Origin of the sequence: Grylomicrobium aquisgranense (genome assembly GCF_033971865.1) — a bacterium.
Classification (GTDB): Bacteria; Bacillota_I; Bacilli_A; order Erysipelotrichales; family Erysipelotrichaceae; genus Bulleidia; species Bulleidia massiliensis.
This window is the reverse complement of record NZ_JALBUR010000014.1, coordinates 32,327-57,575: the sequence shown is the minus strand read 5'-3', so window position 1 is coordinate 57,575 and position 25,249 is coordinate 32,327. Positions and strand designations below refer to the sequence as shown.

Genomic DNA, 25,249 nt, shown 5'->3' with positions numbered 1-25,249 from the left:
TCAAAAAGACGTCCGGATAGGCCCCTACATACTACAAAAATCAAAACGCAAAAAGTGCTGGAAAATCCAATATTCATCGGAATTTCTAGCACTTTCATTACTTCAAACTGTCAAAGTTGGGATTATAGTATATTTCAGGTTACCATATGCAGGATTGCATGGCCAATTCGCCCCAATTCATCACGGGTTTGAAAACCCGTGTTTCCTTGTCTAATCTACAAAAAGCGGTCTATAATGAAAAATATCAGTGGGGAGACAGTGATGAGTGAAAATAAACTGATGGATGCACGCCGGCGTATTGATGCTATTGATGCACAGATGGCAGATCTGTTTACGCAGAGATTTGCGGCTGTGCGCGACGTGATTGACTATAAGATAGAAAACAGGCTTCCGATTTTTGATTCCAGCCGCGAGGAAGTGGTTCTTGATCAGAATGCAGGACGTATTGATGATGAAGATATCCGTCCGTATTTCAGAGCATGGTATCAGGAGCTTCTGAAGCTGTCGAAGGAATATCAGAAGCAGATTAAAGAAGAGAAATAACAGGAGGTATTATGGGAGAGCTGTTGAAGCAGATCCGGCATGACAACATGCAGGCTATGAAGGAAAAGGATGAAGTCAGAAAGGGTGTATGTTCTTTGCTGATTAGTGCGATTGCACTGGCTGAAAAGGAAAGTGGCAAAGTTCTGGAGAAGGATGAGGAGCTTGTCTTTGTGCAGAAGGAACTGAAGCAGACAAAGGAAGAACTGGAGAGCATTCCGGATTCCCGTCCTGAGCTGAAGGAAAAGGCACAGCAGAAGATTGCCATTATTGAAAGCTATCTGCCGAAGCAGATGAGTGATGATGAAATCAGAGAGGCTCTGGAAAAGATCATTGCTGAAAAGGGGCTGGATCATACAAAGAAGAGTCAGGGTCCGATCATGAAGACCATGATGGCAGAGTATAAAGGGAAAACAGACGGCAAGACCGTTTCCAAAATACTTGGCACATTGCTGCATTAATAAAAAAGGAGCGAAGTCTCCCAATGGCAAACCTATAGCCAGAAGGTTTACGCCATTGACAGAAGAATGCATGGCGATGCAGGCCGCATCTCCCTGAATGGAGCAGGATACCGGCGCTTTGCAGTCTTTGGCCGCAATAGTAACCGCCTGGAAAGTACCATAGTCCATGGTCAGAATACCAGAAGTGTCGATGCCTTTTTCAATGTTGGCATGATAAGAAACATTCTTTGGCTCACCAAACAGGCCACAGATAAAACTGATGTTGTAAACATTGAGGTCCATCAGGGCACCACCGGCTTTATGGGGATCAAAGACTGGCAGAGTTGTGCCGGCTTTGAAGGCATCATAGCGGTGTGAATACTGACTGTAGTTCAGGGAGACAATCTTGATGTTTCCAAGCTGAGAAAGCTTTTCTTTGATGGCAAGGTATGCTGGCATATGGACAACACTCATTGCCTCAAAGATCATCAGATGCCTGTCATGTGCAATTCTTTTGAGATCTTCCAGTTCCTCATAATTCGCTGTAACCGGCTTTTCGATAATGACATGTTTTCCTGCCTGCAGTGCCTTCTTAGCAAAGCTGTAATGCAGAAAATTCGGCAGAGCGACATAGACGGTATCCACATCAGATGTCAGAAGCTCATCGTAGTCATAGTAAGTTCTTGCAAAGCCAAACCTTCTGGCAATTTCCTCTGTTTCTTCACGAGTAGCTTCTGTCCCCAGAAGTACCTTCTTTTCAAATGGAATCTGATCAATGGTGCGCATCAGATCCTTAACAATCATTCCTGTTCCAAGAAATCCAACTTTCATCTTTTCCTCCTTATTGGCAAGGATGTCTGCGGCCGCATGGCATTTTTGCAATACTTGGATACAAGCTGTATACCATTGCAATGTAAACGGGTTCCATAGCCTGGATATCTTCAGAATCAGCACTTCAGTTCTTTTCAACAGAAAGTGTAAAAAAGCGGAAACGCTTTTCCGCTATTGAGAAAACAATTATCATTTTCACAAATTATTGATCCATGTGATGATACGAATACAGAAAGGAATACAGAAGATTGAGAACATATCCGATGGCTAATTGGGAATAGAAGGTGCCGATACGCTCTTCTCTTTGTCCTTCACGGTCGGGGAAAATCACAACTTCATTTGCATAGGGGACCAGCCAGTTGTCTGCCTTGGAAGTCAGTGCATAGATCGCAGTACCGTTTGCTTTGATCTGTTTAAGAATGTCATGAAAGCTGTCAAAGTAATCGCCGGAGTAGCTGGAAATGATGATCGTATCGTTTGCTTTTGTCTGTCTGAGAATGATGCTTTGATCACCGAACATGGTTGCCATCTGCACATGACAGCCAAGCTTGGCAATGCGGTTGGCAAACTGCAGACAGGTGATTTCGGTATCACCCGTGCCAAGCAGGATGATCTGGGAGCTGCGGTAAAGCCGCTGTGCCATTCTCTGTAACTGCATGGGATGAATGGCAGGCTGAATGATATCAATGGATTCTCTATACAAAGATGCCATGGAGGATACAATCTCCAGAGCTTTGGCTTTGCTGGCATCAAAGGGCTGCTTGAAGCTGATATCCTGGCTGACATACTTTTGTGCTTCACTTTGACGGATCAGATCATTCTGCAGATCCCGGTAGCCCTGATAGCCAAGCTTCTTTGCAAAGCGGACAATGGTGCCCTGACTGACAAAGCAGGCATCCGCAATCTGCCTGACACTCATGGCAGGCACTTTCTGATAGTTGGCAAGAAGAAAAGCAGAGATGGCCCGGAAGGTATCACTGGCAAAGGCTGTATTCTGCAGTTTCTCTGTCAGTGATATGCTGGGATCTTTCAGTTTTTTCTCTGCTTCTTCTTTCAGATTGATTTTCTCATTCATACCGCCATTGTAGCGGTTTTGTTCGTTGTTCTCAATTTCGATCGATATAGGTGCAGGCAGCGGTTGCGGCAATGGCGCCATCGGCCGCGGCAGTGGTCAGCTGACGCAGGGATGTTGTCCGGCAGTCTCCTGCGGCATAAATGCCTGGATGGCTTGTTTTACAGTCTGCTCCGGCTTTGATATAGCCTTTTTCATCCAGTTCAACAATATCAGAAAAGATCTGATTGTCCGGCTCCTGGCCAATGGCCACAAACAGGGCGCTGACGGGTACCTGCACTGTCTGTCCGGTTTTGACATTGGTAACGTCAATACTTTCCAGATGGTCTTTTCCGTGCAGTGAGGTGACATTGCTGTCAAGCATGAAGGTTACGTTGTCACATTTGTTCAGCTTGTCAAGGTCTGCCTTGTCGCCGCGGAAGGAATCACGCCGGTGAATCAGGGTGACATGACTGCAGATGCCTGCCAGATACAGGGCATCGGAAAGGGCGGTGTTGCCGCCGCCATTGACGGCAACATTCTTTCCCTTGAAGAACATGCCGTCGCAGGTTGCACAGAAGGATATGCCTCTTCCAGTCAGGCGCTCTTCATTCTCCAGGCCAAGATGTCTGTTCCTGGCACCGGTAGCGATGATCAGAGCTTTTGCTTCATAGTCATTGTGATCTGTTCTGATATGGAAAGGATGACCGTCAAGGATGCCTGTTACCTTTTCAAAAATCACTTTGACGCCCAGGCTGGTAGCCTGTGTATACAGATTTGTGGCAAATTCATATCCGGAGATATGGGCAAAGCCAGGATAGTTTTCGATATCGGGCGTATTGATGATCTGTCCGCCATAGGTGCTGCTTTCTGCGACAATGACGGATTTTCCTGCCCGGACCGCATAGATAGCGGCAGATAGGCCGGCTGTACCGGCACCGATAATAAATAGATCTGTCATATGAAGTTACCTCTCGATACCTGTATGATGCCTTGTCTCTGGAAAAAAGAAAAGAAAGATGCCCGTACAATCTTAAGATAATTTTAATGATGAAAATGTGTAAAAATCGTGAAAAAGGACTATCATAGTGGCCGGAATTCAAACAGGTGGAAATATGAAGCGTATGAAAGAGATATGGAGTAAAGTGTTTCACTTTCTGAAAGAGCTGCTGCGGGAGCGGGAAGCACCCCGGCAGATGAATAACTGGCAGGCACTGCTTGCCCAGTTTGGCTTATCAGTGCTGACCTGTCTGATCATCGAGGCGGTCTCCCGACACAGCCTGATGGCAGGACTGGCGTTTGTGCACAGCAGTACCAAGGCATTTCTGTATAACTGTGTGCTTGTCTTTGTGACTTCATTGCCGATTTTTCTGTTCCGGAAGCGGCGCTTTCTGCGGGTGCTTGTCTTTGGGCTCTGGATTGCCCTTGGTGTCGCCAATGGCATTATCCTTTCCAAGAGGGTAACGCCGTTCACCGGCCCGGATTTTAAGAACTTTACGGAAGGCAAGGCAGTCATGGGCAAGTATCTGTCCAGTTTCAGGATATTCCTGCTCTATGCTCTTGTCGTAACGGCAATTATCCTTGTGATGATCTATCTCTTCCGTTCTCCACGGTATCGTGGAAAGATGCACTATCCGGTTGTGATCGTTGGTCTTGTGGCCGCATTTGCCGGCTTCTTCGGCCTGACAAAACTCTGCGTCAATGCCCGCATTCTTTCCACATACTTCGGCAATATTGCCTTTGCCTATCAGGATTATGGCTTTCCTTACTGCTTTACGGTAACGGTACTGGATACCGGGATCAGGGAGCCTAACAACTATTCACCTGCTCTTGTACAAACGATTACAAGTGAGGATGAAAAGGCAGGTACGACAACGGCGGATACCGATGATCTTCCTAATATTATTGTCGTACAGCTGGAATCGTTCTTTGATCCTTCGCGCGTGAATTATCTGCAGTGCTCTCAGGATCCGATTCCCAACTGGCATGAGCTGGAGAGCAGCTGCACAAATGGCTACTATACGGTGCCGACCATCGGCGCCGGCACGGCCAATACGGAGTTTGAGACGCTGACCGGCATGTCGCTGCGCTTCTTTGGCGCCGGTGAATATCCGTTCAAGAGCATTCTGTCCCAGGAACCGTGCGAGAGTAGTGCTTATGATCTGAAGACGCTTGGCTATGCGGCCAGTGCCCTGCATGACAATGAGGCAAACTTCTATTCGCGCAAGAAAGTGTATAAGAATCTTGGCTTTGATACTTTTACGTCCAAGGAATATATGCAGAATCAGGATGATGTCAATCACAATGGGTGGATGCGTGACCGCAATCTGATCAGGCCGATCAATGATGCTCTGGATGCCACCCCGGGCAAGGATTACATCTTTACCGTTTCTGTGCAGCCTCATGGTGCCTATCCGACAGAAGAAGTGCTGGAGGATCCGGCAATTACGGTATCCGGCAATATGAGTGAGGCTCAGCGCTGTGCATGGGAATACTATGTGAACGAGATTCATGAAGAGGATCAGTTTATCAGGGATCTGATTGATTCTGTCAATCAGCGTGATGAAAAGAGTATTATTCTGTTCTATGGCGATCATCTGCCTACGATGAATCTGACCCAGCAGGATCTGTCTGGCGGCAATCTGTATCAGACCAATTATATGATCTGGAATAATTTCGGCCTTGATATGCCGGATCAGGATCTGACATCATACCGTGCGATTGCAACGATTATGAATGCGCTTGATATTCATACAGGGACAATGTTCCGCTTTCAGCAGGCACATACCGGGCAGGAGGAGAATTTCTTCAATGAAATGCAGACGCTGCAGTATGATCTGCTGTATGGAAAGCAGTATGTGTATGGCGGCGATGATCCGTATCAGCCGGATCCCAATTATCATCTTGGCATCAAACGTATTGTCATGACCGGGATTGTTCCTGTGGCGGATGGATATCTGATCAAGGGAAGGAACTTTACACAGGCATGCCGGGCTGTGGTGGATGGCGATGCTGTGGATACTGAGTTTGTGGATATCAATACATTGAAGGTGAAAGATGAGATGCCAAAGGCTGGCAGCAGTATTGAGGTGGGCGTGCTGAGTGCTTCCAAAACGCATAGGATGCTGTCATATGCTTTGAATTACTATGTTGTTCCGGAAAAGCCGAATGCTTCACCATCGCCTTCACCGGCATCCTGATGCATATCAGAATGGGTATCTGTCAGATGGCAGATGCCTTTTTTGCAGCAGGCAAAGAATAACTGATTATGCAGAATTTGCATAATGGTATGATGCATTTTGCTTGATGGTTATGGAAAGCATGTCTAAAATGCACAGACAGGAGAGAGAAGAGAGATGACAGATGGATTGTGGGGAATTCTATATGATTCCTTCTGGAAAATACTTGCAGCAGGGATCAGAGTGACGATTCCGCTGACCATAGTGGCTTTTCTGGCTGGTCTGCTGATTGCGCTGGTGACTGCTCTTGTGCAGTATGCAAAGGTGCCGGTTCTGAAGCAGATTGCCAGATTCTATATCTGGCTGATCCGGGGTACGCCGCTGCTTGTGCAGCTGGCGATTATCTTCTATGGACTGCCTGTCATCGGCATTCATGTGGATGCATTTGCGGCAGCTGCCGTCGGCCTTTCCTTCTGTGAAGGGGCATATATGGCGGAGACGCTGCGCGGAAGTCTGGAAGCTGTTGACAGGGGACAGAGTGAGGCAGGATACTGCATCGGCCTGAATTTCTTTCAGATCATGCATCATATTGTCCTGCCGCAGGCGTTCCGCACTGCTTTTCCGGCTTTATCCAACTCACTGATTTCACTTGTCAAGGACACATCGCTTGCCGCCAATATCACGGTTGTGGATATGTTTATGACAACCCAGCGGATTGCCGGCAGAACATATCAGTTCATGCCATTGTACATTGAAGTGGCGGTGGTTTATCTGCTATTTTGTTCCTTGATTACCCTTGTTCAAAGAGCCATTGAAAAAAGACTCAACCGCTATCAGAGTCAGGAGGCAAAGTGATGCAGCAGGTATTAAAAGCAGATCATATCCGCAAATCATTCGGTACGCTGGATGTTCTGCAGGATGTATCCCTGCAGGTAAACAAGGGTGATGTTGTAGCCATTCTTGGCCCATCTGGCTCTGGCAAGACGACGCTGCTGCGCTGCCTGAATTTTCTGGAAAAGGCAGATGGTGGTGTGATTACCTTTGATGGCAAAGAATACGACCTTGCCCACATGGAAAAGAAGGATATCGAAGCGGTCAGAAAACATACCGGCTTTGTGTTTCAGAATTACAACCTGTTTGCTAATCTGACCGTGCTGAAGAATGTGATGCTTGGGCTGACAGTGGCAAGAAAGATGCCGGAAAAGCAGGCGGAAGAGATTGCCATGGCAATGCTGAAAAAGGTTGGTATGGATGAAAGAGCAGGCTATTATCCTTCTCAGCTTTCCGGCGGTCAGCAGCAGCGTGCGGCCATTGCCAGAGCCCTTGCCATTGATCCTGAGATCCTCTATTTTGATGAGCCGACAAGTGCTCTGGATCCGGAATTGATCGGGGAAGTGCTGAAGGTAATGCGGGATCTGGCCAATGAGGGCAGAACGATGATTGTAGTGACGCATGAAATGTCATTTGCCAGGGATGTCAGCACGCATACGATTTTTATGGAACATGGGGTGATTGTGGAAGAAGGCAGTACGCAGGACTTCTTTGCGCATCCTCAGAAGGATAGAACAAGGGAATTCCTGCGTATGGAAGACAGGGAGGAAAGATGATGAAGAAACAAATCAGTGCTGTATTAGCCGGGGTGCTGGCTTTGACACTGGCAGGATGCGGAAAATCCGCAGGAGATGATTCACTGAAGAAGATTCAGGATGCCGGTGTCATCAATATTGGTCTGGAAGGAGACTGGCAGCCTTTTTCCTATCATGATGAAAATGATGATCTGGTTGGTTATGATGTGGAAGTGGCAAAGGGCGTTGCCGAAAAGCTTGGCGTAGAGGCGAAGATTACCGAAGCACCATGGGATGGCCTTCTGACAGGACTTTCGACTGGTGTCTATGACATTGTTGTCAATGGCGTTGATGTGACCGAAGAACGTGAGAAGACATTTGATTTCTCGGATCCGTATGCCTATGACCACATTGATCTTGTCACCTTGAAGGACAATACCGATATCACAAGCTTTGATGATCTCAAGGGCAAAAAGACAGCTAATTCCACGGGTTCCACCTATGCAGAGATGGGAGAGCAGTATGGGGCTGAGGTATCCAATGTTCCGACTCTGGCAGAGACGATGACCCTGGTGCTCAATGGTACGGTTGATGCCACGATCAATGCGGATACATCCGTGCAGGATTATCTGCATACAACTGGCGAGACCAATCTGAAGGTAGCAGTCCAGTCAGATGATGTGACAGAATATGCCATTCCGATGAAGAAAGGATCTGATTCCCTGAAGGAAGCTGTAAACAAGGCACTGCAGGAAATGAGAGATGATGGTACGCTCGCGCAGTTGTCAGAGAAGTATTTCGGGGCAGATCTGACCAATAAGTAAGAATAGATGGGGATTTACAAGGAACAACTGTGATTTGCATAAGACCGCAATGATCATTGTCCCTTTTTTTACTGGCTGGATGCAACTGGGTTTATACTGTGGTTAAGAACAGAATCAAACAAGGGTGAGAATATGATGCTGTACAATCAGGCCAGATATAACAACGGAGATTTCATTGATGCCATGTGAGCAGGGGGGTGAAGCTTATTTCCCCCGGAATCTTCCGGCGTCATAAAACACGAAGCGGCATGGATGGATATGAAGAAACTCATTGTAAGTGTGCTGCTGGCAGGAATGCTTGTCAGCTGTTCAGAAAATACAAATAGCCTGGATGTGCCGGATCAAAGTGATTTGCAGGAATTCCGGTATATCTATGGGACTGCTGATGGGACGCAGTCGGTGAAGGAAGCATCAAAGATTACGGAACTGGAATATCTTGAAAATGCAAAGTATGCAGGCAGGATGAAAGATAATACAGTCGATCAGTGAGAATGCCATCCGGGATATCCAGATGGTTTTCTTAAGGTTTCGTTAAGAATTTCTTTTTCTTTCTCTTTTATAATGTCTGTAAGAGGTGGGGGGTTATGGCGTCAATTCTTCTGGTGGATGATGAGGTGGATATTCTGCATGCTTTGCGGATTTATCTTTTACCGTATGGGTATGAAGTACTTCTGGCAGACAATGGCGGGAGGGCAATTGAGATTCTGAAGGAAAGGCCGATTGATCTGGTCCTGCTGGATATCATGATGCCGGAGATGGATGGCATTGAAACAATCCGCAGGATTCGTTCTTTTTCTAATGTACCGGTGATTTTTCTCAGTGCCAGAGGGGAAGAGGAAGATAAGATTGCCGGACTGGAAGAAGGGGCGGATGACTATATTTCCAAGCCGTTTTCTGCCAGTGAGGTGATTGCCAGGGTGCGCTCACAATTGCGGCGCTATCAGAATCTTGGTGGCAAAAAGGATGAACCGGGGATTCTGGTAAATGGCGGCATCAGACTCAATGAGAAAACAAAGGAAGTCAGTGTGGATGGGGAGCCTGTCCATCTGACCAGGACGGAGCTGCGGCTGCTGGAGTTCTTTATGACACACTGTGGCAAGACCTATTCCAGTTCAGTGTTGTATCAGGCATGCTGGGATGAGGAGCCCATCAATGGTGATAATGCCATGGCTGTGCATATCCGCCATTTGCGTGAAAAGATTGAGGCAGATCCTTCTCACCCGGAATATCTACAGGTGGAATGGGGCAGAGGATACAGAATGGAGGACCTCAGCCATGTCAAAAAATAAATGGATGCACAGAATTGCCTGGGTATTGATGATCCTGTTGTTTCTAACGACATCTGTTTTTGTTCTGGTAATGCATGACAGTATGTCTGCCTATGGTTCACAGGTATTGATCAATAAACAGATGAATCAGGATGCCTTGGACTACGTCAATGCCTGGCGCAATGATCCCGTATCTGTCAGAACATGGAATAATGAAGGCTCCAATCTGGAGATTTCACTGTATACCTATGAAAACAATGATCGGAATATGAGCTATGTTACCGGGGCATATCAGGGTGATCGCTCCACCGTCAATGTCAATATCATGTATGATGCCTTTACTGATACAACCTGGTATACAAACAAGACTGCACCCGGCGACAATCAGATCCTTTACCAGGTACGGATGTATCTGCCTTCCACATTATCAGTGCATGATATCTACTGGCGGCTGACAAACTTTTTCAGACTGGACAGCTGGCTTTCCCGTCATTCGATCATTGGCATCCTGAGCGGAATTGGTGCAATTGCCCTTGCTATCTGGCTGATTCTGGTATCCGATTACCACTGGACAAGAAACAGTCTGGATATCCTGGTGATCCTGGATATTCTGCTTGGCGGTCTGTTTGATCCATTTATCAAGGCATATCCCATGCATGCCTGGATTAACAATGGCAGAATTGTGAATCTGATCATGCCGGTCCTGTATGCTCTGGTCTTATATCTGGCGATTGTCTTTACCCTCATGAATCTTGTTTTCTTATTGCAAAGACACCGTTTTTCCAGTGACAGTGCAATTGGCTATGTGCTTTCCCATCTGAATACAAGAATCTTTGTCCATCCGGTCTTCCGCGGTATACTCTATGGCATTCTGATTGCCTTGTGGGTGTATTACCTGCTTTTGAGTGGATACGAAGAGGGAAAGATTCTGTTCTTGATTGCCACGCTGGTGCCATGCATGGACGCATTGTCACTGCGCCATGGCATGAAGGTATGTGAGAAAGCAGCGGAAAAGATGGCAGAGGGCAGGACAGACTGGCAGATTGATGAGGATACACTGCGCCATGTGCATGGGCTGTCCTATCAGCTTGCCGTGAAGATGAATCATCTTGGCTCTGCGCTGGATCAGGCAGTTGAGCAAAGGACGAAGTCTCAGCGGCTGCAGTCCCAGCTGATTGCCAATGTCTCGCATGATATCCGAACACCTTTGACAGTCATTACAAGCTATGTAGATCTTTTGCAGAAAGAACATACACCTGAAGAAGAAAAGGAATATCTGCAGATTCTGGATAAGCAGTGCCGAAGGCTGAAACGGATGAGTGAAGATGTGCTGGCTGCTTCAAAGGCAGAAAATGGCGCTGTGCCAGTCCATCTGGATAAGATTCAGGTCAATGAGCTTCTGTGTCAGGCAGCAGGAGAATATCAGGACCGCTTTGATAAAGCAGGACTGACGTTGTGTATGGATCTTCCCCAGGAAGAGATGGATGTCTATGCGGATGGCAGGCTGCTATGGCGGGTGATGGGGAATCTCTTGGATAATGCATGCAAGTATTCACTGACTTCTTCCAGGATTTATCTGCAGGCTGGAAAGAAAGATGACAATGTTTGGATCCGTGTTGTCAATGTGTCCAAGGTACCATTGAATATGAGTGCAGATGAATTGATGGAACGTTTTGCCAGAGGTGATGTCTCCCGCCACAGTGAGGGCAGCGGCCTTGGCTTATCGATTGTGAAGTCATTAGTGGCTTTGATGCATGGCAGCTTTGAAATCCATATTGATACAGATCTGTTTACCGCCGAGGCTGTACTGCCCGCGTATAAAGAACAGGAAGAACCACAGGAACAATCCCAACAGATATCATAAACAAAGGCCAGAATATCCACAGATGTGTATCCTGGCCGTTTTTGATGATTACTGCAAGAGTGAAGTGATATTCAGCGGCGCTGTGTTCTGAGGATCTTTCGTGGAATCTGCACCAGGACTGATCAATATGCAGCATTGATATTTCATGCTGTCTGCAGGAATGACAAATACGTATCTGCAATTAAGAAATTCTTAAGATTTCGTCATTGTCATATCTGCTGCATCATATTTGTCCTGAGTCATAGAGGTAAGTTACAGATGTACTGAAGTCTCTTTTCTAATTCTTTCATCCATGATATAACCGCTGTATTGTGAGGATGACGGATGAATGAGGGACAGAAGAAAAGATATCTGAGCGTTGGAATTGTGGCGCACGTGGATGCGGGCAAGACAACCTGTATTGAGGCGATGCTGTATGAAGCTGGCCGGATCAGAAAAGCCGGCCGGGTGGATCATCGTGATACAGTACTTGACTATGATGAACAGGAGCGTGCCCATGGCATTACGATCTATGCCAAGGATGCCTGGCTGGACTGGCAGAATGAGCGTGTGTTTGTCATTGATACACCAGGCCATGTCGACTTTTCTGCTGAAATGGAGCGGTCTTTGTCAGTGGTGGATCTGGCTGTCATCGTCATCAATGGTCAGGATGGTGTGCAGTCCCATACAAAAACCATCTGGAAATGCCTGGAATACTATGGTGTTCCGGCCATCATCTTTGTAAACAAGATGGACATTGCCCATCATACAAAAGAAGAATTATTAAAAGATCTGCAGAAAGAATGCAGTGATATGTGCATTGACTGGCAGGCAGAATCCCGTGATGAAAATGCGGCCATGGCATCAGAGGATCTCATGAATGCGTATCTTTCAGATGGTCACTTATCATCGTCCCTTTTGCAGGATGCCTTTACCCGCCGGCAGTTTTTCCCGGTTCTTTTTGGCAGTGCCCTGCATCAGGAAGGCATTCATGAACTGCTGGATACAATTGTATCCTTGCCTATGGAAAAGCAGTATCCCGACACTTTTGGCGCACGTGTGTATGCTGTTTCCACCGATCCCAAGGGTGAGCGCCTTTGTCATGTGCGGGTCACCGGCGGTGTATTGTCGGCCAAGATGAATGTGGCAGAGAATGAGAAGGTCGATCAGATCCGGTTATATACCGGTCAGAATTATGAAATGGTGCAGGATGCGTATCCGGGGATGATCTGTACATTGAAGGGCCTGAATGCGATCGAGGCAGGTGCCGGTCTTGGCTTTGAACAGGATCTTGCCCGTCCATTATTGAATGCCTTCATGGATTACAAGCTCATTCTGCCCCAGGGCGCGGATGTGCTTGCTCTTCGTGATGTCTGTTCACAGTTAGCGGCAGAGGATCCAACATTGCAGGTGGATCTGGATGCGGATCATCATTCCATCCATGTGCGCATCATGGGGGCAATGCAGATGGAAGTGCTTCAGAAGAAGATCTTTGAGCGCAGCGGTATCCAGGTTGGCTTTGGCCATGGCGGGATTGTCTATCATGAAACGATTGCAGACAAGGTGATTGGAGTTGGCCACTTTGAGCCATTGCGCCATTATGCAGAAGCGGTTGTACAACTGGAACCACTGCCATTGGGCAGCGGTGTCCAGGTAGAATCACGCATTCCTGCCGGGATGCTATCAGGGGTGTTTGAGCGCTCCCTTCTTTCTGCTTTGCGCCATGAGCACCGTGGCGTCCTGACGGGATCACCGCTGGATGATGTACGCATTGTTCTGATAGCAGGAAAAGGATCACTCAAGCACACCAGTGGTGGTGATATGCGCCAGGCTGCACGCAGGGCGGTACGCCAGGGACTGATGAAAGCAGAAAGCATCCTGCTGGAGCCATATGAAGACTTTCAGATCAGTGTGCCTTCTTCATCTCTTTCCCGGGTGCTCTTTGATCTGGAGAAGAGGGACTGCACCTTTTCCATTCAGGAGGATACTGGCGGTACAAGTGTTGTTGCCGGCAGTGGACCGGTACGTACGATGATGGATTATCAGAAGGATCTGACGGCAAATACGCATGGTCTTGGACGTCTGTATGCCAGTGTGTCGGGGTATGAGAAGGTGAAGAACCAGGATGCTGTCATCGCTGAAAAGAACTATGATCCTGACAGTGATCTGCGCAATCCGACGGGTTCTGTCTTCTGTGCCAATGGGGCAGGCTATTTTGTGCCATGGACGGATGTGGAAAAGCATATGCATATTGATCTGCATCAGGAAGGAAACAGTGCGGGATACCGGCATGAAACAATCAAGGTCGCTGAACAGGATCTTTCCCGGATTCTTGCCAATGCCGCGGGAAATAACCGCAATCTGAAGAAGAAAGAAGCCCCTGTAAAGAAGAAGGATGATGAACGCACGCATGTGGATATCAGGCCTGCTTCTTTGAAGGAGCGGCGGATGATTATTGACGGATACAACTGTCTGTACAGCTGGAAGAGCATGGAGCCATATCAGCATGGAGATCTTTCGGTTGCAAGAGAGAAGCTGATTGATATCATCTATGCATGGCAGGCGTATTACAAGGCACCGATTGTGCTCGTGTTTGATGGATATAAGCGGAAGGACAATGCCGGTTCTGTTGAGAATCGCAGGGGAATGACGATTGTATATACTCGTACAGACCAGACAGCAGATGCATGGATTGAAAAGACGATTGCAGGGCTGAAAGGAAAGTATGATATGACGGTGGTGACGAGCGACGGACTGATTCAGAATGCTGTGCTGGCAGCAGGAGCAAAGCGTATGTCATCGCGTGAGCTGGAGGAGATTGTAAGATGAAGATCAGAAGAGCAGAAGAAAAAGATATTCCGGCTGTTGAGAAATTGCTGAATGAAGTGCTGAAGATTCATGCAGGTATCCGTCCGGATATCTTTATTGCCGGAACGACGAAGTATACGCCGGAAGAATTGAAGAAGATGTTCGCGGATGAGAAGTATCTGATTTATGTGGCAGTGGATGATCGTGATGAAGTGCTTGGCTATGCTTTCTGCCGTAAGGAAAGCAGGCCGTTCAGCCATAACATGGTGCAGTTTACTTCTTTGTTCATTGATGATCTGTGCGTGGATGCACGGGCACGCGGCATGCATGTCGGTCAGAGGCTGTTTGAACATGTCAAGCAGGAGGCCAGAAAGCTTGGCTGCTATGAGGTGACGCTGAATGTATGGCAGGGCAATGACAGTGCCATTGCGTTCTATCAGAAGATGGGACTGAAAGTACAGGAAATGCGGATGGAATATATCCTGGATGATCAGAAGAAATGAGGAAACATCGTACCATTGAGATGGACATGGTTCACGGTCCTTTGTACCGGAATCTTGTCCTGTTTTCATTACCTTTAATGGCAGCCAACCTGCTGCAGATGGCATTTAATGCGGCGGATACGATCGTGGTTGGAAAGTTCTCCGGACAGAGGGCACTGGCAGCGGTCGGGGCCACAGCGCCGATCATCAATCTGATTGTGTCATTGTTTGCCGGTCTTGCCATAGGTGCCAACATCGTCATTGCCAGGGCCATCGGCAAAGGTGACCGGGGAGAAATCTCTATAGGTGTCAATACGGGATACTGGCTTTCGATTGTCAGTGGTATTCTGCTGACAGTCTTTGGCATGCTGCTGTCACCCATGCTGTTAAAAGCCATGGGAACACCGGATGACATCATTTCTCTCAGCGTGCTGTATCTGCGCATCTATTTCCTTGGTGCCATTCCTCTGTTGATATATGACTTTGGCTCGGCTGCACTCAGAGCCAGAGGAGACACTCTGCATCCAACCATCTATCTGTGCATCAGCGGTGTGCTGAATGTTGTGCTGAATCTCTTCTTTGTCATTGTTCTGCATCATTCTGTGGATGGCGTAGCAATGGCAACCGTGATTTCTGAGATCGTTTCAGCGGTACTTGTTTCCTGGTCATTGGCTCGTGAAGCGGATGAAACAAAGCTTGTGCCTGCTTTGATCCGCTTCCACCGGGAAGAAACGCTGCAGATTCTGAAGGTTGGCATTCCGGCCGGCCTGCAGTCCATGATGTGGGCAATTTCCAACATTGCCGTACAGTCATCTCTGAATACGTTTGGCTCGGTTGTTGTGGCCGGCAACAGCGCCGCCCAGTCAATTGAAAGCTTTGTGTATATTGGCATGGAAGCCTTCTCGCAGGCTGCCATTACCTTCACATCCCAGAATGCAGGTGCCGGTGAAAAAAAGCAGATCAGGCGTCTGCTGATCGTGCTGAGTGTCATGATGTTTGTAGTGTCTTTTGGCATTGGTGCTGTCCTGACCCTGACAGGCAGGTACTGCCTGCGTCTGTATACCAATGATGAAGCAGTGATCAGGGCTGGCATGGTCAGGATGCGGTTTGTGGTTTTCTGGCTGTTTCTCAATGGTTTGCTGGATGTGCCGGCCAGTTCACTGCGGGGGATGGGATATGGCACACTGCCAACAGTGATCATGCTTGCCGGCATTGTCGGCATCAGACTGCTGTACATCGCCACTATCTTCCAGGCGATGCCGACCCTGGACGTACTGTATTTCTGCTTCCCGCTGTCCTGGGCAATCACGCTTGTTCTGCAGTATGGCTTCTGGATCTATGCCTATCATCGCTTCTGATCATTCCAGACTCAGATACATGATGTGCATATCCTGATAGGAGCCGTCTTTGATCCGGAATCCCTTTGGAATCACGCCGACTTCCCTGAAGCCGCATCTCTGGTAGAGATGAAGGGCATGGATGTTTGTGTCCACAACCCCGTTAAACTGCATGTAGCGGAATCCCTGTGCTCTGGCCTGAAGGATGCTGTCGTTGACAAGCATTTCGCCAATGTGCCTGCCGCGCAGATCCCTGCGCACAAGATAGGTCGCATTGGCACCAGAGGAGCAGCGCCCTAAGATATTTTCATGAAGCAGATAAAAGCCGGCAACACTGTTATCTTCTCTCACGGCACAGCGTACCGTCCTGCCTGAAAGAAAAGAAGACAGCTGTGCCGGCGTCCATTTCTCTTCAAATGGGAAGGAGCCTCCTTCCTCAACAACTTCATTCCAGATCATTGTCATTTCGCTGAGATCCTCAGCCTGACAGCCACGCAGTTTGATCATCGTCAGCACCTCATTTTCTTTTGGCAATGATAGCACAAAAGCTGTAGTATCATGAAATAGACGCAGGAGAAGGAGATATGAAGATCTGGATTACACGACATGGTCAGACAGACTTTAATAAAAAACATCTGATGCAGGGCAGAACGGATGCGCCGCTGAATGAAAGAGGCATCCAGCAGGCCGAAGAGGCGAGGGCAAAGATTGGCGATATGCATTTTGATGCCGTTTATGCCAGTCCTTTGCAGAGAGCGAAAAAGACGGCCAGTATTATTGGCAATGTTCCGGAGGATGAAATCATTGTGGATGAACGCCTGATTGAGGTGGATTTTGGCAGATATGAACTGCACCGGTATGAGCTGCTTGGACCAAAGATGACATTCTACTGGCTTCTGCCGGAATTTCTGCCATCGCCTGCAACTGTAGAGCCGCTTTCCTCTATGATTGCCCGCAGTTCCTCCTTCCTGCAGGATTTGGAAAAGAAAGATTATGACAATGTGCTGGTTGTCTGCCATGGCGGCATTATGCGTACATTATGCGGCTATCTCAGGCACAGCCCCAAAGGCATCATGTGGCGGCCTAAGCCGCATAATTGCGAAATCCGTGTGTTTGACACCGGGAACAAAGATCATCCGATGATCAGGGATATCTGCTGAACCCGATCGTGATGATAGATTTTATGCTGAGGACATGAAAAAGCAGATCAGACAATCTGCCTGATCTGCGGATCGCATGCCTTTACAGAAATAAAATGGAAGTCGGAAAGTTATGAATAATAAGACGCAGCCAGCAGGATCAAAAGGAACATACTGCAGGAATATGCAATCTGTATGATGCGCTCCGCTTTCTCCTCTGCCAGCATGCTTTCTTTGTCAATGCGTGCATACCAGAGCATGAGAATGAGGGATGCCGGTCCCAGTGTATAAACCAGAATATCTTTGAATGTCTCATTGACGGCATGCATATTGACGATCAGAGCCAGTGTAAACAGGATGATCAGAATGATTACCCAGAGTAATTTTTTCTTTTTCATGGTATGTCAAATAAAATAATCGTGTTTGATAATCGTGTTTTATAAAAGCTGACTTTCTGAAACACTTAGTCTCCATTTTTATACCTGGCAGGATAATATAGAAGCATATTGGATCCTCCTTTTAATATGATTTCTATTAACAATATAGTGAAAAAAGCTATCAAAAAAAGCCTGTCATTATATTTGTACATATAACATAATTGTAATTTACCCAATTGGGCAGCTGTATAAGAACATGTATAGCAGCTTCAGTGATCGTGTTGATCAATATGAGACTGCGTGAAGTGCTAAAAGAATTTGCCAAAATGAACTGACAGCCAGAAAGAGACAATCCGTAAAACAGTCATGGACATGATCCAGATGAATGATAATCTGAACGCATGCGTGCCTGAGGTTTGCCCTGTGTGTGGTGCAGAACACGTCAGATTTTATCGCTGCGGCATTCATGACAAAAAGCGCAGATGGTGCTGCAGCAAATGCAAACATAAGCTTACTGATGATTCGCATACAATCACTTCCAATCTGAAAATGGAAAGAGATGTATTTGTGCAGATCTGCATGGAAACACTGGATATGGTACCCATCAGAAAGAATGCAGAACGGCTTGATGTCTCTGTTCAGTGCGTCTTCAACAATCGTTATACGTTTCTCAGCCTTCTGGAAGAGATTTTCGGGAAAGAAAAGGAACTGATGACAGGAACCATTGAAGGTGGCGAAACTTATGTTCTGGAATCTATGAAGGGAAGTATTCCCGAAAACAGAAAATCCCGCCACAGAGGCGGGCATTCTGGTACTTTTTCTGCTTGATATTGTTGCGCCTGTCAGTCGGCGAAGGCTACGGCTGTATCCAGGGCAATTTCCATCATGTCGGTGAAGCTGTTCTGTCTTTCTTCAGCGGTGAGGGCAACCGGCTTGAACAGATGGTCAGAGATCGACAGGATGGAAAGTGCTTTCTTGTGGTTGGCACATGCGGTCCAGTACAGGCCGGCTGTTTCCATTTCCACACACAGGTGGCCGAAGTCTCTGAGCTTTTCATTCAGGCCTTTCTGGGGGTAATAGAAGAAGTCGGATGTATAGACTTTGCCGACTCTGGCATTGACCTTCTTTTCTCTGGCGACATTGACGGCTTTTTCCAGCATGTCAAAGTCGGCGCAGGCGGCCAGCTGACCGGGAATGCCATAGGCGTTTCCGTAGTTGGAATTGGTGGAAGCAGCCTCAGCAATAACAACATCGCGGGCATTGACGGACATATCCAGACCGCCGGCAGAGCCGATGCGGATGATGGCTTCCACACCGAACTGGCTGTAGAGTTCCTGGGTATAGATGCCGATGGAAGGCACGCCCATGCCGTGTCCCATGACGGAAATGCGCTTTCCTTTGTAGGTGCCGGTGAAGCCCAGCATGTTCCGGGTGTCATTGAACAGAACGACATCGGACATGTACTTGTCGGCAACTGCCTTGGCGCGCAGCGGATCACCCGGCATCAACACAACTTTGGCAATTTCTGCCTTCTGAACAATACTTGCGGAAATCGATTCTTTGTTTTCCATTTTCTTCTCCTTTTATTTCTGGAACAGTTTCTTCAGATTCTCTTCAAACGGGGGATAGACAATGCCCCGCTCGGTAACAATGGCTGTTAATAAGCTGTGATCGGTCACATCAAAGGACGGGTTGTAGCAGTCAACTTCCCTGAGGATCATTGGCTCTTTGTACCACATGGAACGGATTTCATCCGGGTCTCTCTGCTCGATATGAATGTCACTGCCGGTCTTTGTGCTGAAGTCAATTGTGCTGGAAGGGCCGAGGGTATAGAACGGGATGTGGTAATACTTTGCCAGAATGGCAACACCGGATGTGCCGATCTTGTTGGCAAAGTCGCCGTTGGCAGCAATGCGGTCACAGCCGACCATGACGGCCTGAATCTTGCCTTCTTTCATGACCAGGGAAGCCATGTTGTCACAGATAGAGGTGACAGGCACACCACTCTTTGCCAGTTCGAAGGATGTCAGTCTGGCTCCCTGCAGCAGCGGTCTTGTTTCATCGGAATACACATGGATATGCATGCCTTTTTCCTGGGCCATGTACATTGGCGCGGTGGCGGTGCCATAGCCAAGGCAGGCCAGGTATCCGGCATTGCAGTGGGTCAGAATGCCATCACCATCCTTGATCAGAGTGACGCCGTATTCAGCAATCTTTCTGTTCATTTCAAGATTTTCTTCGTCGATCCGCTTAGCCTCTCTGATCAGGGTGCGGGCAATTTCATGACAGTCGTTCTCTTTGCATTTTTCTGCTTTTTCCATCTGTCTTTTCAGTGCCCAGGACAGGTTGACGGCAGTCGGCCGTGAAGAGTTGAGATAATCCGCCTGTTTCTGCAGCATTTCCAGAAACTCTTTACGGGGCAGATCGGCGATCTGTCCGGCCAGTACAGCAAGGGCATAGCCGGCAAATACGCCAATGGCGGGGGCACCTCTTACCTGCAGCAGTTTGATGGCATTCCACATGCTTTCCGCATCTTCCAGATTCAGATATTCCTCATGATTTGGCAGCTTCGTCTGGTCCAGAATGACAACACTCTTTTCATCTTCGGACAGACGGACGACATTCAGTCTTTCTTGCATATTATTCCTCTCTGTTCTGTTTTCCGTATTTGTTTACGGCAAAATCACGCATCCATTCCACTTTGTCTTTGGGAATGATGCATGGCTTGCCGATCGTCAGTGCTTTGTAATAGATTTCAGCGCTTGTTTCCAGTACCTCTGCTACTTTGAAGCATTCTTTCAGATCCTTTCCTACACAAACGGCGCCGTGATTGGCCAGCAGTACTGCCTGTCCATTGCCCAGGGCCTTTACGCAGTTGTCAGCCAGTTCTACAGAACCGGGCAGGGCGTAGTCTGCACATCTGACTTCCTGACCGACTGCCTGGGCAAGCTCATCGGTCACAACCGGGATGGACATGTGCAGGACGCCAAAGACGGTGGAACTGACCGGATGGGTATGCAGGATGGCATTGATATCTTTGCGTGCAGCATAGATCTTTGCATGCAGGCCGGCTTCGACAGACGGCACCCGGCGTCCTTTGTATACGGATCCGTCCGGGTTCAAGGCGACGATATCTTCCGGCACCAGTTTGTTGTAGGGCATGCCGGAGGGAGTGATGTACAGCAGACCTGTTTCCGGATCACGCATGGAAATGTTGCCCCATGTTTCAATGGTGAGGTGACGGCTTTCCATGGCAACCCCGGCTTCCAGGATCAGACTGATGATCTTTGTGTTCAGTGTGTTTGTACTCATAGCATTTATTGTAGAAGTGACAGGCGTAAAATTCAATCAATGCCGGGCAAAGGAAAAATAATGTAAATTGTTTCACAGAAATAAAAGTTTTACATTTTGTGTTGACAATGACTGGATCTGCAGTAAACTGAAATCACAAACCAGTGATTGGGAGATCAAACATACACAGCGGTCAAGAGAGAGCCGGGAGGATGGAAACCGGCGATGTCAGCGGTATGCAAATGGACCCATGAGGGACTGATGAAAGCTTGTGCGAGTACTCAGTACGCAGTGTCAGCGTTACAGGACAGGAAATGTGATTGCATTTTCGTAAAGAGTGGATTATTTCATCAGGAAATAGTCAGGTAAGGTGGTACCGCAGATGATAACGTCTGTCCTTCATTGGACGGACGTTTTTGTTTTTACAGGTATCCGGAAATGCAGAGAAGAAAGAGGAGGAAAAATCACATGAAAAAGTTTGGCTCAATGGTTCTCAGTGCCGTTCTGGCGGCTTCTCTGGCAGGATGCGGTGCATCCGGCACAGCATCTGCTTCAGCTTCTGCAGCGGGTACTTCTTCGGGTAAGGTTTATAAGGTTGCGGTTGTCAAGCAGCTGCAGCATGCGTCTCTGGATGAGATTGCCAATGCGATTACCGCAGAGCTGGATGCGATTGCGGAAAAGGAAGGCGTCACGATTGAATACGGGGATGTGTATGACGGTCAGAATGACCAGTCGCAGCTGACAACGATTGGCTCACAGGTTGTTAATGATCATGTTGACTGCATCATTCCGATTGCAACGCTGGCTGCCCAGACCATGGCGGCGGCTGCCCAGGATTCCGGCACTCCGGTTGTCTTTGCGGCAATCTCTGATCCGGAAAGTGCCGATCTGACCGGTTTTGACAATGTGACCGGAACGAGTGATGCACTGGATACGGAGCGTATTCTGGATATGATGCTTGCTCAGAATCCGGATGTCAAAACGGTAGGCCTGCTGTATTCGACTAGTGAGACAAACAGCCAGAAGCCGATTGCGGAAGCCAAGGCATATCTTGACAAGAAGGGCATCTCTTATGTTGAGGCAACCGGAAATACAACGGATGAGATCCAGACGGCAGTTTCCAATCTTGTTTCCCAGAAGGTGGATGCGGTATTTACACCAACCGATAATGTGGTCGCAAGTGCGGAACTCTCTATTGCGGATACGCTTGCAGAAGCGAAGATTCCTCACTATGCCGGTGCTGATTCCTTTGTCAGAAACGGTGCCTTCGCTACCTGTGGAGTCAACTATACAGAACTTGGCAAAAAGACTGCGGATCTTGCCTACCAGGTTATGAGCCAGGGCTTTGATTCTCTTGGCGATGATACGATTGATGGTGCGCAGAAGACTGACAACTACTATGTAATTAAGGGAACGGTAGTAACAGTGAACTCTGAGACGGCTGAAAAGGGCGGCTTTAATGACAGTTCCTTCAGTCAGTTCGGTGATGTGACGGAAGTAAGCACGACAGAGGAATAAATGTCTTTCGGAAAGTGCAGTACAATTGAATGATTGCATGCTCCTGCTGCGGCAGGAGCTTATGTGTGTAAAGAAGGTGGATGAATGGTATACATTGCACAGACGGCGCTGGAGCTGGGCACGATCTATGCGCTTGTTTCACTGGCACTGTTCTTAAGTTTCCGGATTTTGAACATTGCCGATCTGACCACCGATGGCTGCTTTGTCCTTGGCGCGGCGGTATCGGTATCGTTTGCTGCCAAGGGACATCCCTGCATCGGTGTTGTCATGGGCATGCTGGCCGGAGGATGTGCCGGCTTTGTGACGGCCTTTCTGCATACCCGCATGGGAGTGCCGGACATTCTGGCTGGCATTATTACCAACACTGGTCTGTATACCATCAATCTGATGGCAATGGGCTGGAGTTCCAATATCTCTCTTCTTAAGAAGGAGACGATCTTCTCCTTATTCAAGAAGACAGGCATCGGTGGTTCATGGTATCCGCTGGTGCTGTCTGCTGTCATTGTCGGCCTGTGCATGGTGCTGATGCGGCTGTTTCTTTCTACCCGGCTTGGTCTGTCCATCCGTGCCACCGGTGACAACAGGGATATGGTAGCTGCATCTTCCATTGACAGCCGCTATACCATTACGGTCGGCCTGGTGATATCCAACATGATGACCGGGCTTTCCGGAGCTCTGGCCGGGCAGTTTCAGCGGGCTGCGGATATCAATTCCGGCAACAGCATTGTTGTGATTGGCCTGGCGTGCCTGATCATTGGCGAAACGGTGATCCATGGTCAGAAGTCGCTGACCAGGAATATCATTGCCGTACTTGTCGGCAATATCATTTATCGCTTTATTTATGCGGTAATTCTGCGCACTGGTCTGATTCCGGTGGAATCGCTGAAACTGATGACAGCGATCATCGTAGCCATTGCGATCGGTGCTCCGGCAATGAAAGAAGCGCTTGCCTATCGCACCAGAGCGCACCGGGAGGGATGAGTGATGCTTGAGATTGAACATGTCAGTAAGACGTTTGCACCGGGAACGGTGAATGAGAAGAAGGCACTTGTGGATGTCAGCCTGAAGATCAATGACGGCGACTTTGTGACGGTGCTTGGATCCAATGGTGCCGGCAAATCGACTCTGTTTCAGGCTATTTCCGGAACGTACCGGATTGATTCGGGAAAGATTGTGCTGGATGGGAAGAATATTGCCTATGTGCCGGAGTACAAGCGGGCAAAATATATTGGCAGGCTGTTTCAGGATCCTTTGAAGGGAACAGCGCCGCATATGACCATTGAGGAGAATCTGGCGCTCGCCTATCTGCGGGCGGGCACGCATACCAATCCGTTATCCCGCATTTCCAGAGCGGACAGGGAGCGTTTTCGCGATGCTTTGAAAAAGCTGGATATGGGTCTGGAGGATCGGATGGATGTGCCGGTAGGCACATTGTCGGGCGGACAGAGGCAGGCGCTGACCCTGCTGATGGCGACAATTGTTCCGCCTAAGCTGCTGCTGCTGGATGAGCATACGGCTGCTCTGGATCCTGCTGCTGCCGAGAAAGTCATGGCACTGACGGAGGCAATTGTGAAGAAGAATGGGACGACGTGCCTGATGGTGACGCATAACATGCATCAGGCGCTGACGAGTGGCAATCGGATTCTGATGATGAAGGACGGACGTATTGTATCGGATATTCAGGATAAGACTGATCTGTCGGTAGAGGATCTGCTTGCCAAGTTTCATCAGGATGCCGGTGAAGATCTGGATAATGACCGGATTCTTTTGTCATAAGCGTGTACAATGTTGTACCGGGAGGCAGAAGGATGGCAAAGGAAGCGAAAACAAATGCAATGCGGATGCTGGACAGCGCCCATGTGAACTATGTTCTGCATACGTATGATACATCTGACGGTCAGATTGATGGTCTTGCTGTTGCCAGAAAGTGCGGCGAGGATCCTGAGCAGGTTTTCAAGACACTGGTGACCCAGGGCAATGATAAAAACTTTTATGTTTTTGTGGTGCCGGTGGAGAATGAGCTGGATCTGAAGTCGTGTGCGCGCAGTGTCGGCGTGAAAAGCGTAGAGATGATCCATGTCAGGGATCTGCTGAAGACAACGGGTTATATCCGTGGCGGCTGTTCGCCCATCGGCATGAAGAAAAAATACACAACCGTCTATGATGAGACGATTGTGCTGTTTGATACGGTGCTTGTATCAGGCGGCAGGATTGGTACACAGGTGGAGATTGCCCCGTCAGATCTGATCCGGATTACGGATGGCATTACGGCGGATATCAGCCGTTCTTAAGATCATTGATCATCAGTCGGACAAGATATGCAATGAAGATGCCGGTGATATAACCGGTCATATCGATGCACACATCCCGTATGGAGCCATAACGGCCCGGGACAAAGTGCTGGATGGATTCGTCTATGATGCTGGAAGCTGGCCAGAGTACCCACTTTGGCCAGCTTTTGTGATTGAACCTGCCGGCGGGATACACAAGCAGGGCAAGTACAAAGTATTCTGAGAAATGGGCGAGTTTGCGTACATAGAAATGCAGGGTGTCAAAGGGAACAGTGAAGCCTGTCTTTTCTACCCAGGGCAGGATGGCCAGGGTGATGGATCTGGACAAAGAGCCGGAAGCGGTACCGGTTTCCATGGAGTTGTGCCATATCAGAAACAGATAGATGGCAACGATGATCCACATCCATTTGTTGTTTTTAGTTTGTGTTTTCATCTCTGCCATGATATCAGAGTCCTTCCCATCAT

26 protein-coding genes and 1 pseudogene are annotated in these 25,249 nt (G+C 48.2%); 18 read left to right on the top strand and 9 right to left on the bottom strand.

Annotated features, from left to right (window positions below):
- The first annotated feature begins 261 nt into the window (after positions 1–261).
- Positions 262–543, top strand: coding sequence for a chorismate mutase (locus tag MOZ60_RS06890; protein ID WP_167836229.1), 282 nt, complete (start codon positions 262–264; stop codon positions 541–543).
- Between the two features lie 11 nt (positions 544–554).
- A complete protein-coding gene (locus MOZ60_RS06885; RefSeq protein WP_370596115.1) occupies positions 555–1,001 on the top strand; it encodes a GatB/YqeY domain-containing protein in 447 nt (148 codons plus the stop codon).
- 147 nt (positions 1,002–1,148) lie between these two features.
- Here the strand turns inward: MOZ60_RS06885 and MOZ60_RS11580 are convergent.
- The 3 genes and pseudogenes from MOZ60_RS11580 to trxB all read right to left on the bottom strand — a co-directional run.
- Positions 1,149–1,811: pseudogene (locus MOZ60_RS11580) on the bottom strand (Gfo/Idh/MocA family protein); the annotation flags it as partial.
- 202 nt (positions 1,812–2,013) lie between these two features.
- Positions 2,014–2,886: a MurR/RpiR family transcriptional regulator gene (locus tag MOZ60_RS06875; protein ID WP_370596113.1), complete on the bottom strand. Its 873-nt coding sequence runs from the start codon at positions 2,884–2,886 to the stop codon at positions 2,014–2,016.
- Positions 2,887–2,917: 31 nt separating this feature from the next.
- Positions 2,918–3,823 carry a thioredoxin-disulfide reductase gene (gene trxB, locus MOZ60_RS06870; RefSeq protein ID WP_370596112.1) on the bottom strand — a complete coding sequence of 302 codons (906 nt, stop codon included), beginning with the start codon at positions 3,821–3,823 and terminating at the stop codon, positions 2,918–2,920.
- A gap of 154 nt (positions 3,824–3,977) precedes the next feature.
- Between trxB and MOZ60_RS06865 the strand changes: the two genes are divergently transcribed.
- From MOZ60_RS06865 to MOZ60_RS06820, 10 genes are all read left to right on the top strand, one after another.
- Entirely contained in the window at positions 3,978–6,062 is a 2,085-nt protein-coding gene (locus MOZ60_RS06865; protein ID WP_370596111.1) for an LTA synthase family protein, read from the top strand.
- A gap of 156 nt (positions 6,063–6,218) precedes the next feature.
- Complete coding sequence (locus MOZ60_RS06860; RefSeq protein WP_370596110.1) at positions 6,219–6,896, top strand: amino acid ABC transporter permease; 678 nt, start codon at positions 6,219–6,221, stop codon at positions 6,894–6,896.
- Positions 6,896–7,648, top strand: a complete 753-nt coding sequence (locus MOZ60_RS06855; RefSeq protein ID WP_370596109.1) for an amino acid ABC transporter ATP-binding protein — start codon at positions 6,896–6,898, stop codon at positions 7,646–7,648. The genes MOZ60_RS06860 and MOZ60_RS06855 overlap by 1 nt, the downstream gene beginning before the upstream one ends.
- Positions 7,645–8,430 (top strand): transporter substrate-binding domain-containing protein, encoded by a 786-nt coding sequence (locus MOZ60_RS06850; protein ID WP_370596108.1) that lies wholly within the window; start codon positions 7,645–7,647, stop codon positions 8,428–8,430. Before MOZ60_RS06855 ends, MOZ60_RS06850 begins: the two co-directional genes overlap by 4 nt.
- A gap of 258 nt (positions 8,431–8,688) precedes the next feature.
- A complete protein-coding gene (locus tag MOZ60_RS06845) occupies positions 8,689–8,919 on the top strand; it encodes a hypothetical protein (protein ID WP_370596107.1) in 231 nt (76 codons plus the stop codon).
- A gap of 95 nt (positions 8,920–9,014) precedes the next feature.
- The gene (locus MOZ60_RS06840) at positions 9,015–9,719 is read left to right on the top strand and encodes a response regulator transcription factor (protein WP_370596106.1); all 705 of its coding nucleotides are present in this window, start codon (positions 9,015–9,017) and stop codon (positions 9,717–9,719) included.
- Positions 9,706–11,562 carry a sensor histidine kinase gene (locus MOZ60_RS06835; RefSeq protein ID WP_370596105.1) on the top strand — a complete coding sequence of 619 codons (1,857 nt, stop codon included), beginning with the start codon at positions 9,706–9,708 and terminating at the stop codon, positions 11,560–11,562. Before MOZ60_RS06840 ends, MOZ60_RS06835 begins: the two co-directional genes overlap by 14 nt.
- A 324-nt stretch (positions 11,563–11,886) precedes the next feature.
- Entirely contained in the window at positions 11,887–14,370 is a 2,484-nt protein-coding gene (locus tag MOZ60_RS06830; RefSeq protein WP_370596104.1) for an NYN domain-containing protein, read from the top strand.
- Positions 14,367–14,852, top strand: coding sequence for a GNAT family N-acetyltransferase (locus tag MOZ60_RS06825; protein ID WP_370596103.1), 486 nt, complete (start codon positions 14,367–14,369; stop codon positions 14,850–14,852). The genes MOZ60_RS06830 and MOZ60_RS06825 overlap by 4 nt, the downstream gene beginning before the upstream one ends.
- Positions 14,849–16,189: an MATE family efflux transporter gene (locus MOZ60_RS06820; RefSeq protein ID WP_370596102.1), complete on the top strand. Its 1,341-nt coding sequence runs from the start codon at positions 14,849–14,851 to the stop codon at positions 16,187–16,189. Before MOZ60_RS06825 ends, MOZ60_RS06820 begins: the two co-directional genes overlap by 4 nt.
- Here MOZ60_RS06820 and MOZ60_RS06815 read toward each other — a convergent pair whose 3' ends face one another.
- Positions 16,190–16,675: a GNAT family N-acetyltransferase gene (locus tag MOZ60_RS06815; RefSeq protein WP_277009021.1), complete on the bottom strand. Its 486-nt coding sequence runs from the start codon at positions 16,673–16,675 to the stop codon at positions 16,190–16,192. It abuts the gene before it with no gap.
- A 77-nt stretch (positions 16,676–16,752) separates the two neighbouring features.
- Here MOZ60_RS06815 and MOZ60_RS06810 point away from each other — a divergent pair, with 77 nt between their 5' ends.
- Positions 16,753–17,328 (top strand): histidine phosphatase family protein, encoded by a 576-nt coding sequence (locus MOZ60_RS06810; RefSeq protein ID WP_370596101.1) that lies wholly within the window; start codon positions 16,753–16,755, stop codon positions 17,326–17,328.
- A gap of 110 nt (positions 17,329–17,438) precedes the next feature.
- Here the strand turns inward: MOZ60_RS06810 and MOZ60_RS06805 are convergent, their stop codons facing one another.
- A complete protein-coding gene (locus MOZ60_RS06805; protein ID WP_370596100.1) occupies positions 17,439–17,705 on the bottom strand; it encodes a hypothetical protein in 267 nt (88 codons plus the stop codon).
- A gap of 558 nt (positions 17,706–18,263) precedes the next feature.
- On the opposite strand from MOZ60_RS06805, the gene MOZ60_RS06800 reads away from it, so the two are divergent.
- Positions 18,264–18,512: a hypothetical protein gene (locus tag MOZ60_RS06800; RefSeq protein WP_370596099.1), complete on the top strand. Its 249-nt coding sequence runs from the start codon at positions 18,264–18,266 to the stop codon at positions 18,510–18,512.
- 14 nt (positions 18,513–18,526) lie between these two features.
- On the opposite strand, the gene deoD is transcribed toward MOZ60_RS06800, so the two are convergent.
- Genes deoD through MOZ60_RS06785 form a run of 3 tightly spaced genes read right to left on the bottom strand, consistent with a single transcriptional unit; the run spans position 18,527 to position 20,996 of the window.
- Positions 18,527–19,255 (bottom strand): purine-nucleoside phosphorylase, encoded by a 729-nt coding sequence (gene deoD, locus MOZ60_RS06795; protein ID WP_277007624.1) that lies wholly within the window; start codon positions 19,253–19,255, stop codon positions 18,527–18,529.
- A 12-nt stretch (positions 19,256–19,267) separates the two neighbouring features.
- A complete protein-coding gene (mtnA, locus tag MOZ60_RS06790; RefSeq protein WP_370596098.1) occupies positions 19,268–20,323 on the bottom strand; it encodes an S-methyl-5-thioribose-1-phosphate isomerase in 1,056 nt (351 codons plus the stop codon).
- A gap of 1 nt (position 20,324) precedes the next feature.
- The gene (locus tag MOZ60_RS06785) at positions 20,325–20,996 is read right to left on the bottom strand and encodes a class II aldolase/adducin family protein (protein WP_370596097.1); all 672 of its coding nucleotides are present in this window, start codon (positions 20,994–20,996) and stop codon (positions 20,325–20,327) included.
- A 447-nt stretch (positions 20,997–21,443) separates the two neighbouring features.
- Between MOZ60_RS06785 and MOZ60_RS06780 the strand changes: the two genes are divergently transcribed.
- From MOZ60_RS06780 to ybaK, 4 genes are all read left to right on the top strand, one after another.
- Positions 21,444–22,493 (top strand): ABC transporter substrate-binding protein, encoded by a 1,050-nt coding sequence (locus MOZ60_RS06780; RefSeq protein ID WP_370596096.1) that lies wholly within the window; start codon positions 21,444–21,446, stop codon positions 22,491–22,493.
- Positions 22,494–22,577: 84 nt separating this feature from the next.
- Positions 22,578–23,474 carry an ABC transporter permease gene (locus MOZ60_RS06775; RefSeq protein WP_370596095.1) on the top strand — a complete coding sequence of 299 codons (897 nt, stop codon included), beginning with the start codon at positions 22,578–22,580 and terminating at the stop codon, positions 23,472–23,474.
- Between the two features lie 3 nt (positions 23,475–23,477).
- Positions 23,478–24,269 (top strand): ABC transporter ATP-binding protein, encoded by a 792-nt coding sequence (locus MOZ60_RS06770; RefSeq protein WP_370596094.1) that lies wholly within the window; start codon positions 23,478–23,480, stop codon positions 24,267–24,269.
- Positions 24,270–24,301: 32 nt separating this feature from the next.
- Entirely contained in the window at positions 24,302–24,784 is a 483-nt protein-coding gene (ybaK, locus tag MOZ60_RS06765) for a Cys-tRNA(Pro) deacylase (protein WP_370596093.1), read from the top strand.
- Here ybaK and MOZ60_RS06760 read toward each other — a convergent pair.
- Positions 24,771–25,226: a VanZ family protein gene (locus tag MOZ60_RS06760; RefSeq protein WP_277635042.1), complete on the bottom strand. Its 456-nt coding sequence runs from the start codon at positions 25,224–25,226 to the stop codon at positions 24,771–24,773. The genes ybaK and MOZ60_RS06760 overlap by 14 nt on opposite strands.
- Positions 25,227–25,249: the final 23 nt, after the last annotated feature.

Coding starts and splice junctions, on each gene's coding strand:
- MOZ60_RS06785 (WP_370596097.1), bottom strand. CDS start 20,996: ATGAGTACAAACACACTGAACACAAAGATCATCAGTCTGATCCTGGAA.
- MOZ60_RS06805 (WP_370596100.1), bottom strand. CDS start 17,705: ATGAAAAAGAAAAAATTACTCTGGGTAATCATTCTGATCATCCTGTTT.
- ybaK (WP_370596093.1), top strand. CDS start 24,302: ATGGCAAAGGAAGCGAAAACAAATGCAATGCGGATGCTGGACAGCGCC.
- MOZ60_RS06840 (WP_370596106.1), top strand. CDS start 9,015: ATGGCGTCAATTCTTCTGGTGGATGATGAGGTGGATATTCTGCATGCT.
- MOZ60_RS06860 (WP_370596110.1), top strand. CDS start 6,219: ATGACAGATGGATTGTGGGGAATTCTATATGATTCCTTCTGGAAAATA.
- MOZ60_RS06885 (WP_370596115.1), top strand. CDS start 555: ATGGGAGAGCTGTTGAAGCAGATCCGGCATGACAACATGCAGGCTATG.
- trxB (WP_370596112.1), bottom strand. CDS start 3,823: ATGACAGATCTATTTATTATCGGTGCCGGTACAGCCGGCCTATCTGCC.
- MOZ60_RS06775 (WP_370596095.1), top strand. CDS start 22,578: ATGGTATACATTGCACAGACGGCGCTGGAGCTGGGCACGATCTATGCG.
- MOZ60_RS06820 (WP_370596102.1), top strand. CDS start 14,849: ATGAGGAAACATCGTACCATTGAGATGGACATGGTTCACGGTCCTTTG.
- MOZ60_RS06825 (WP_370596103.1), top strand. CDS start 14,367: ATGAAGATCAGAAGAGCAGAAGAAAAAGATATTCCGGCTGTTGAGAAA.
- deoD (WP_277007624.1), bottom strand. CDS start 19,255: ATGGAAAACAAAGAATCGATTTCCGCAAGTATTGTTCAGAAGGCAGAA.
- MOZ60_RS06830 (WP_370596104.1), top strand. CDS start 11,887: ATGAATGAGGGACAGAAGAAAAGATATCTGAGCGTTGGAATTGTGGCG.
- MOZ60_RS06815 (WP_277009021.1), bottom strand. CDS start 16,675: ATGATCAAACTGCGTGGCTGTCAGGCTGAGGATCTCAGCGAAATGACA.
- MOZ60_RS06865 (WP_370596111.1), top strand. CDS start 3,978: ATGAAGCGTATGAAAGAGATATGGAGTAAAGTGTTTCACTTTCTGAAA.
- MOZ60_RS06845 (WP_370596107.1), top strand. CDS start 8,689: ATGAAGAAACTCATTGTAAGTGTGCTGCTGGCAGGAATGCTTGTCAGC.
- MOZ60_RS06850 (WP_370596108.1), top strand. CDS start 7,645: ATGATGAAGAAACAAATCAGTGCTGTATTAGCCGGGGTGCTGGCTTTG.
- MOZ60_RS06760 (WP_277635042.1), bottom strand. CDS start 25,226: ATGGCAGAGATGAAAACACAAACTAAAAACAACAAATGGATGTGGATC.
- mtnA (WP_370596098.1), bottom strand. CDS start 20,323: ATGCAAGAAAGACTGAATGTCGTCCGTCTGTCCGAAGATGAAAAGAGT.
- MOZ60_RS06890 (WP_167836229.1), top strand. CDS start 262: ATGAGTGAAAATAAACTGATGGATGCACGCCGGCGTATTGATGCTATT.
- MOZ60_RS06835 (WP_370596105.1), top strand. CDS start 9,706: ATGTCAAAAAATAAATGGATGCACAGAATTGCCTGGGTATTGATGATC.
- MOZ60_RS06800 (WP_370596099.1), top strand. CDS start 18,264: ATGGAAACACTGGATATGGTACCCATCAGAAAGAATGCAGAACGGCTT.
- MOZ60_RS06810 (WP_370596101.1), top strand. CDS start 16,753: ATGAAGATCTGGATTACACGACATGGTCAGACAGACTTTAATAAAAAA.
- MOZ60_RS06875 (WP_370596113.1), bottom strand. CDS start 2,886: ATGAATGAGAAAATCAATCTGAAAGAAGAAGCAGAGAAAAAACTGAAA.
- MOZ60_RS06780 (WP_370596096.1), top strand. CDS start 21,444: ATGAAAAAGTTTGGCTCAATGGTTCTCAGTGCCGTTCTGGCGGCTTCT.
- MOZ60_RS06855 (WP_370596109.1), top strand. CDS start 6,896: ATGCAGCAGGTATTAAAAGCAGATCATATCCGCAAATCATTCGGTACG.
- MOZ60_RS06770 (WP_370596094.1), top strand. CDS start 23,478: ATGCTTGAGATTGAACATGTCAGTAAGACGTTTGCACCGGGAACGGTG.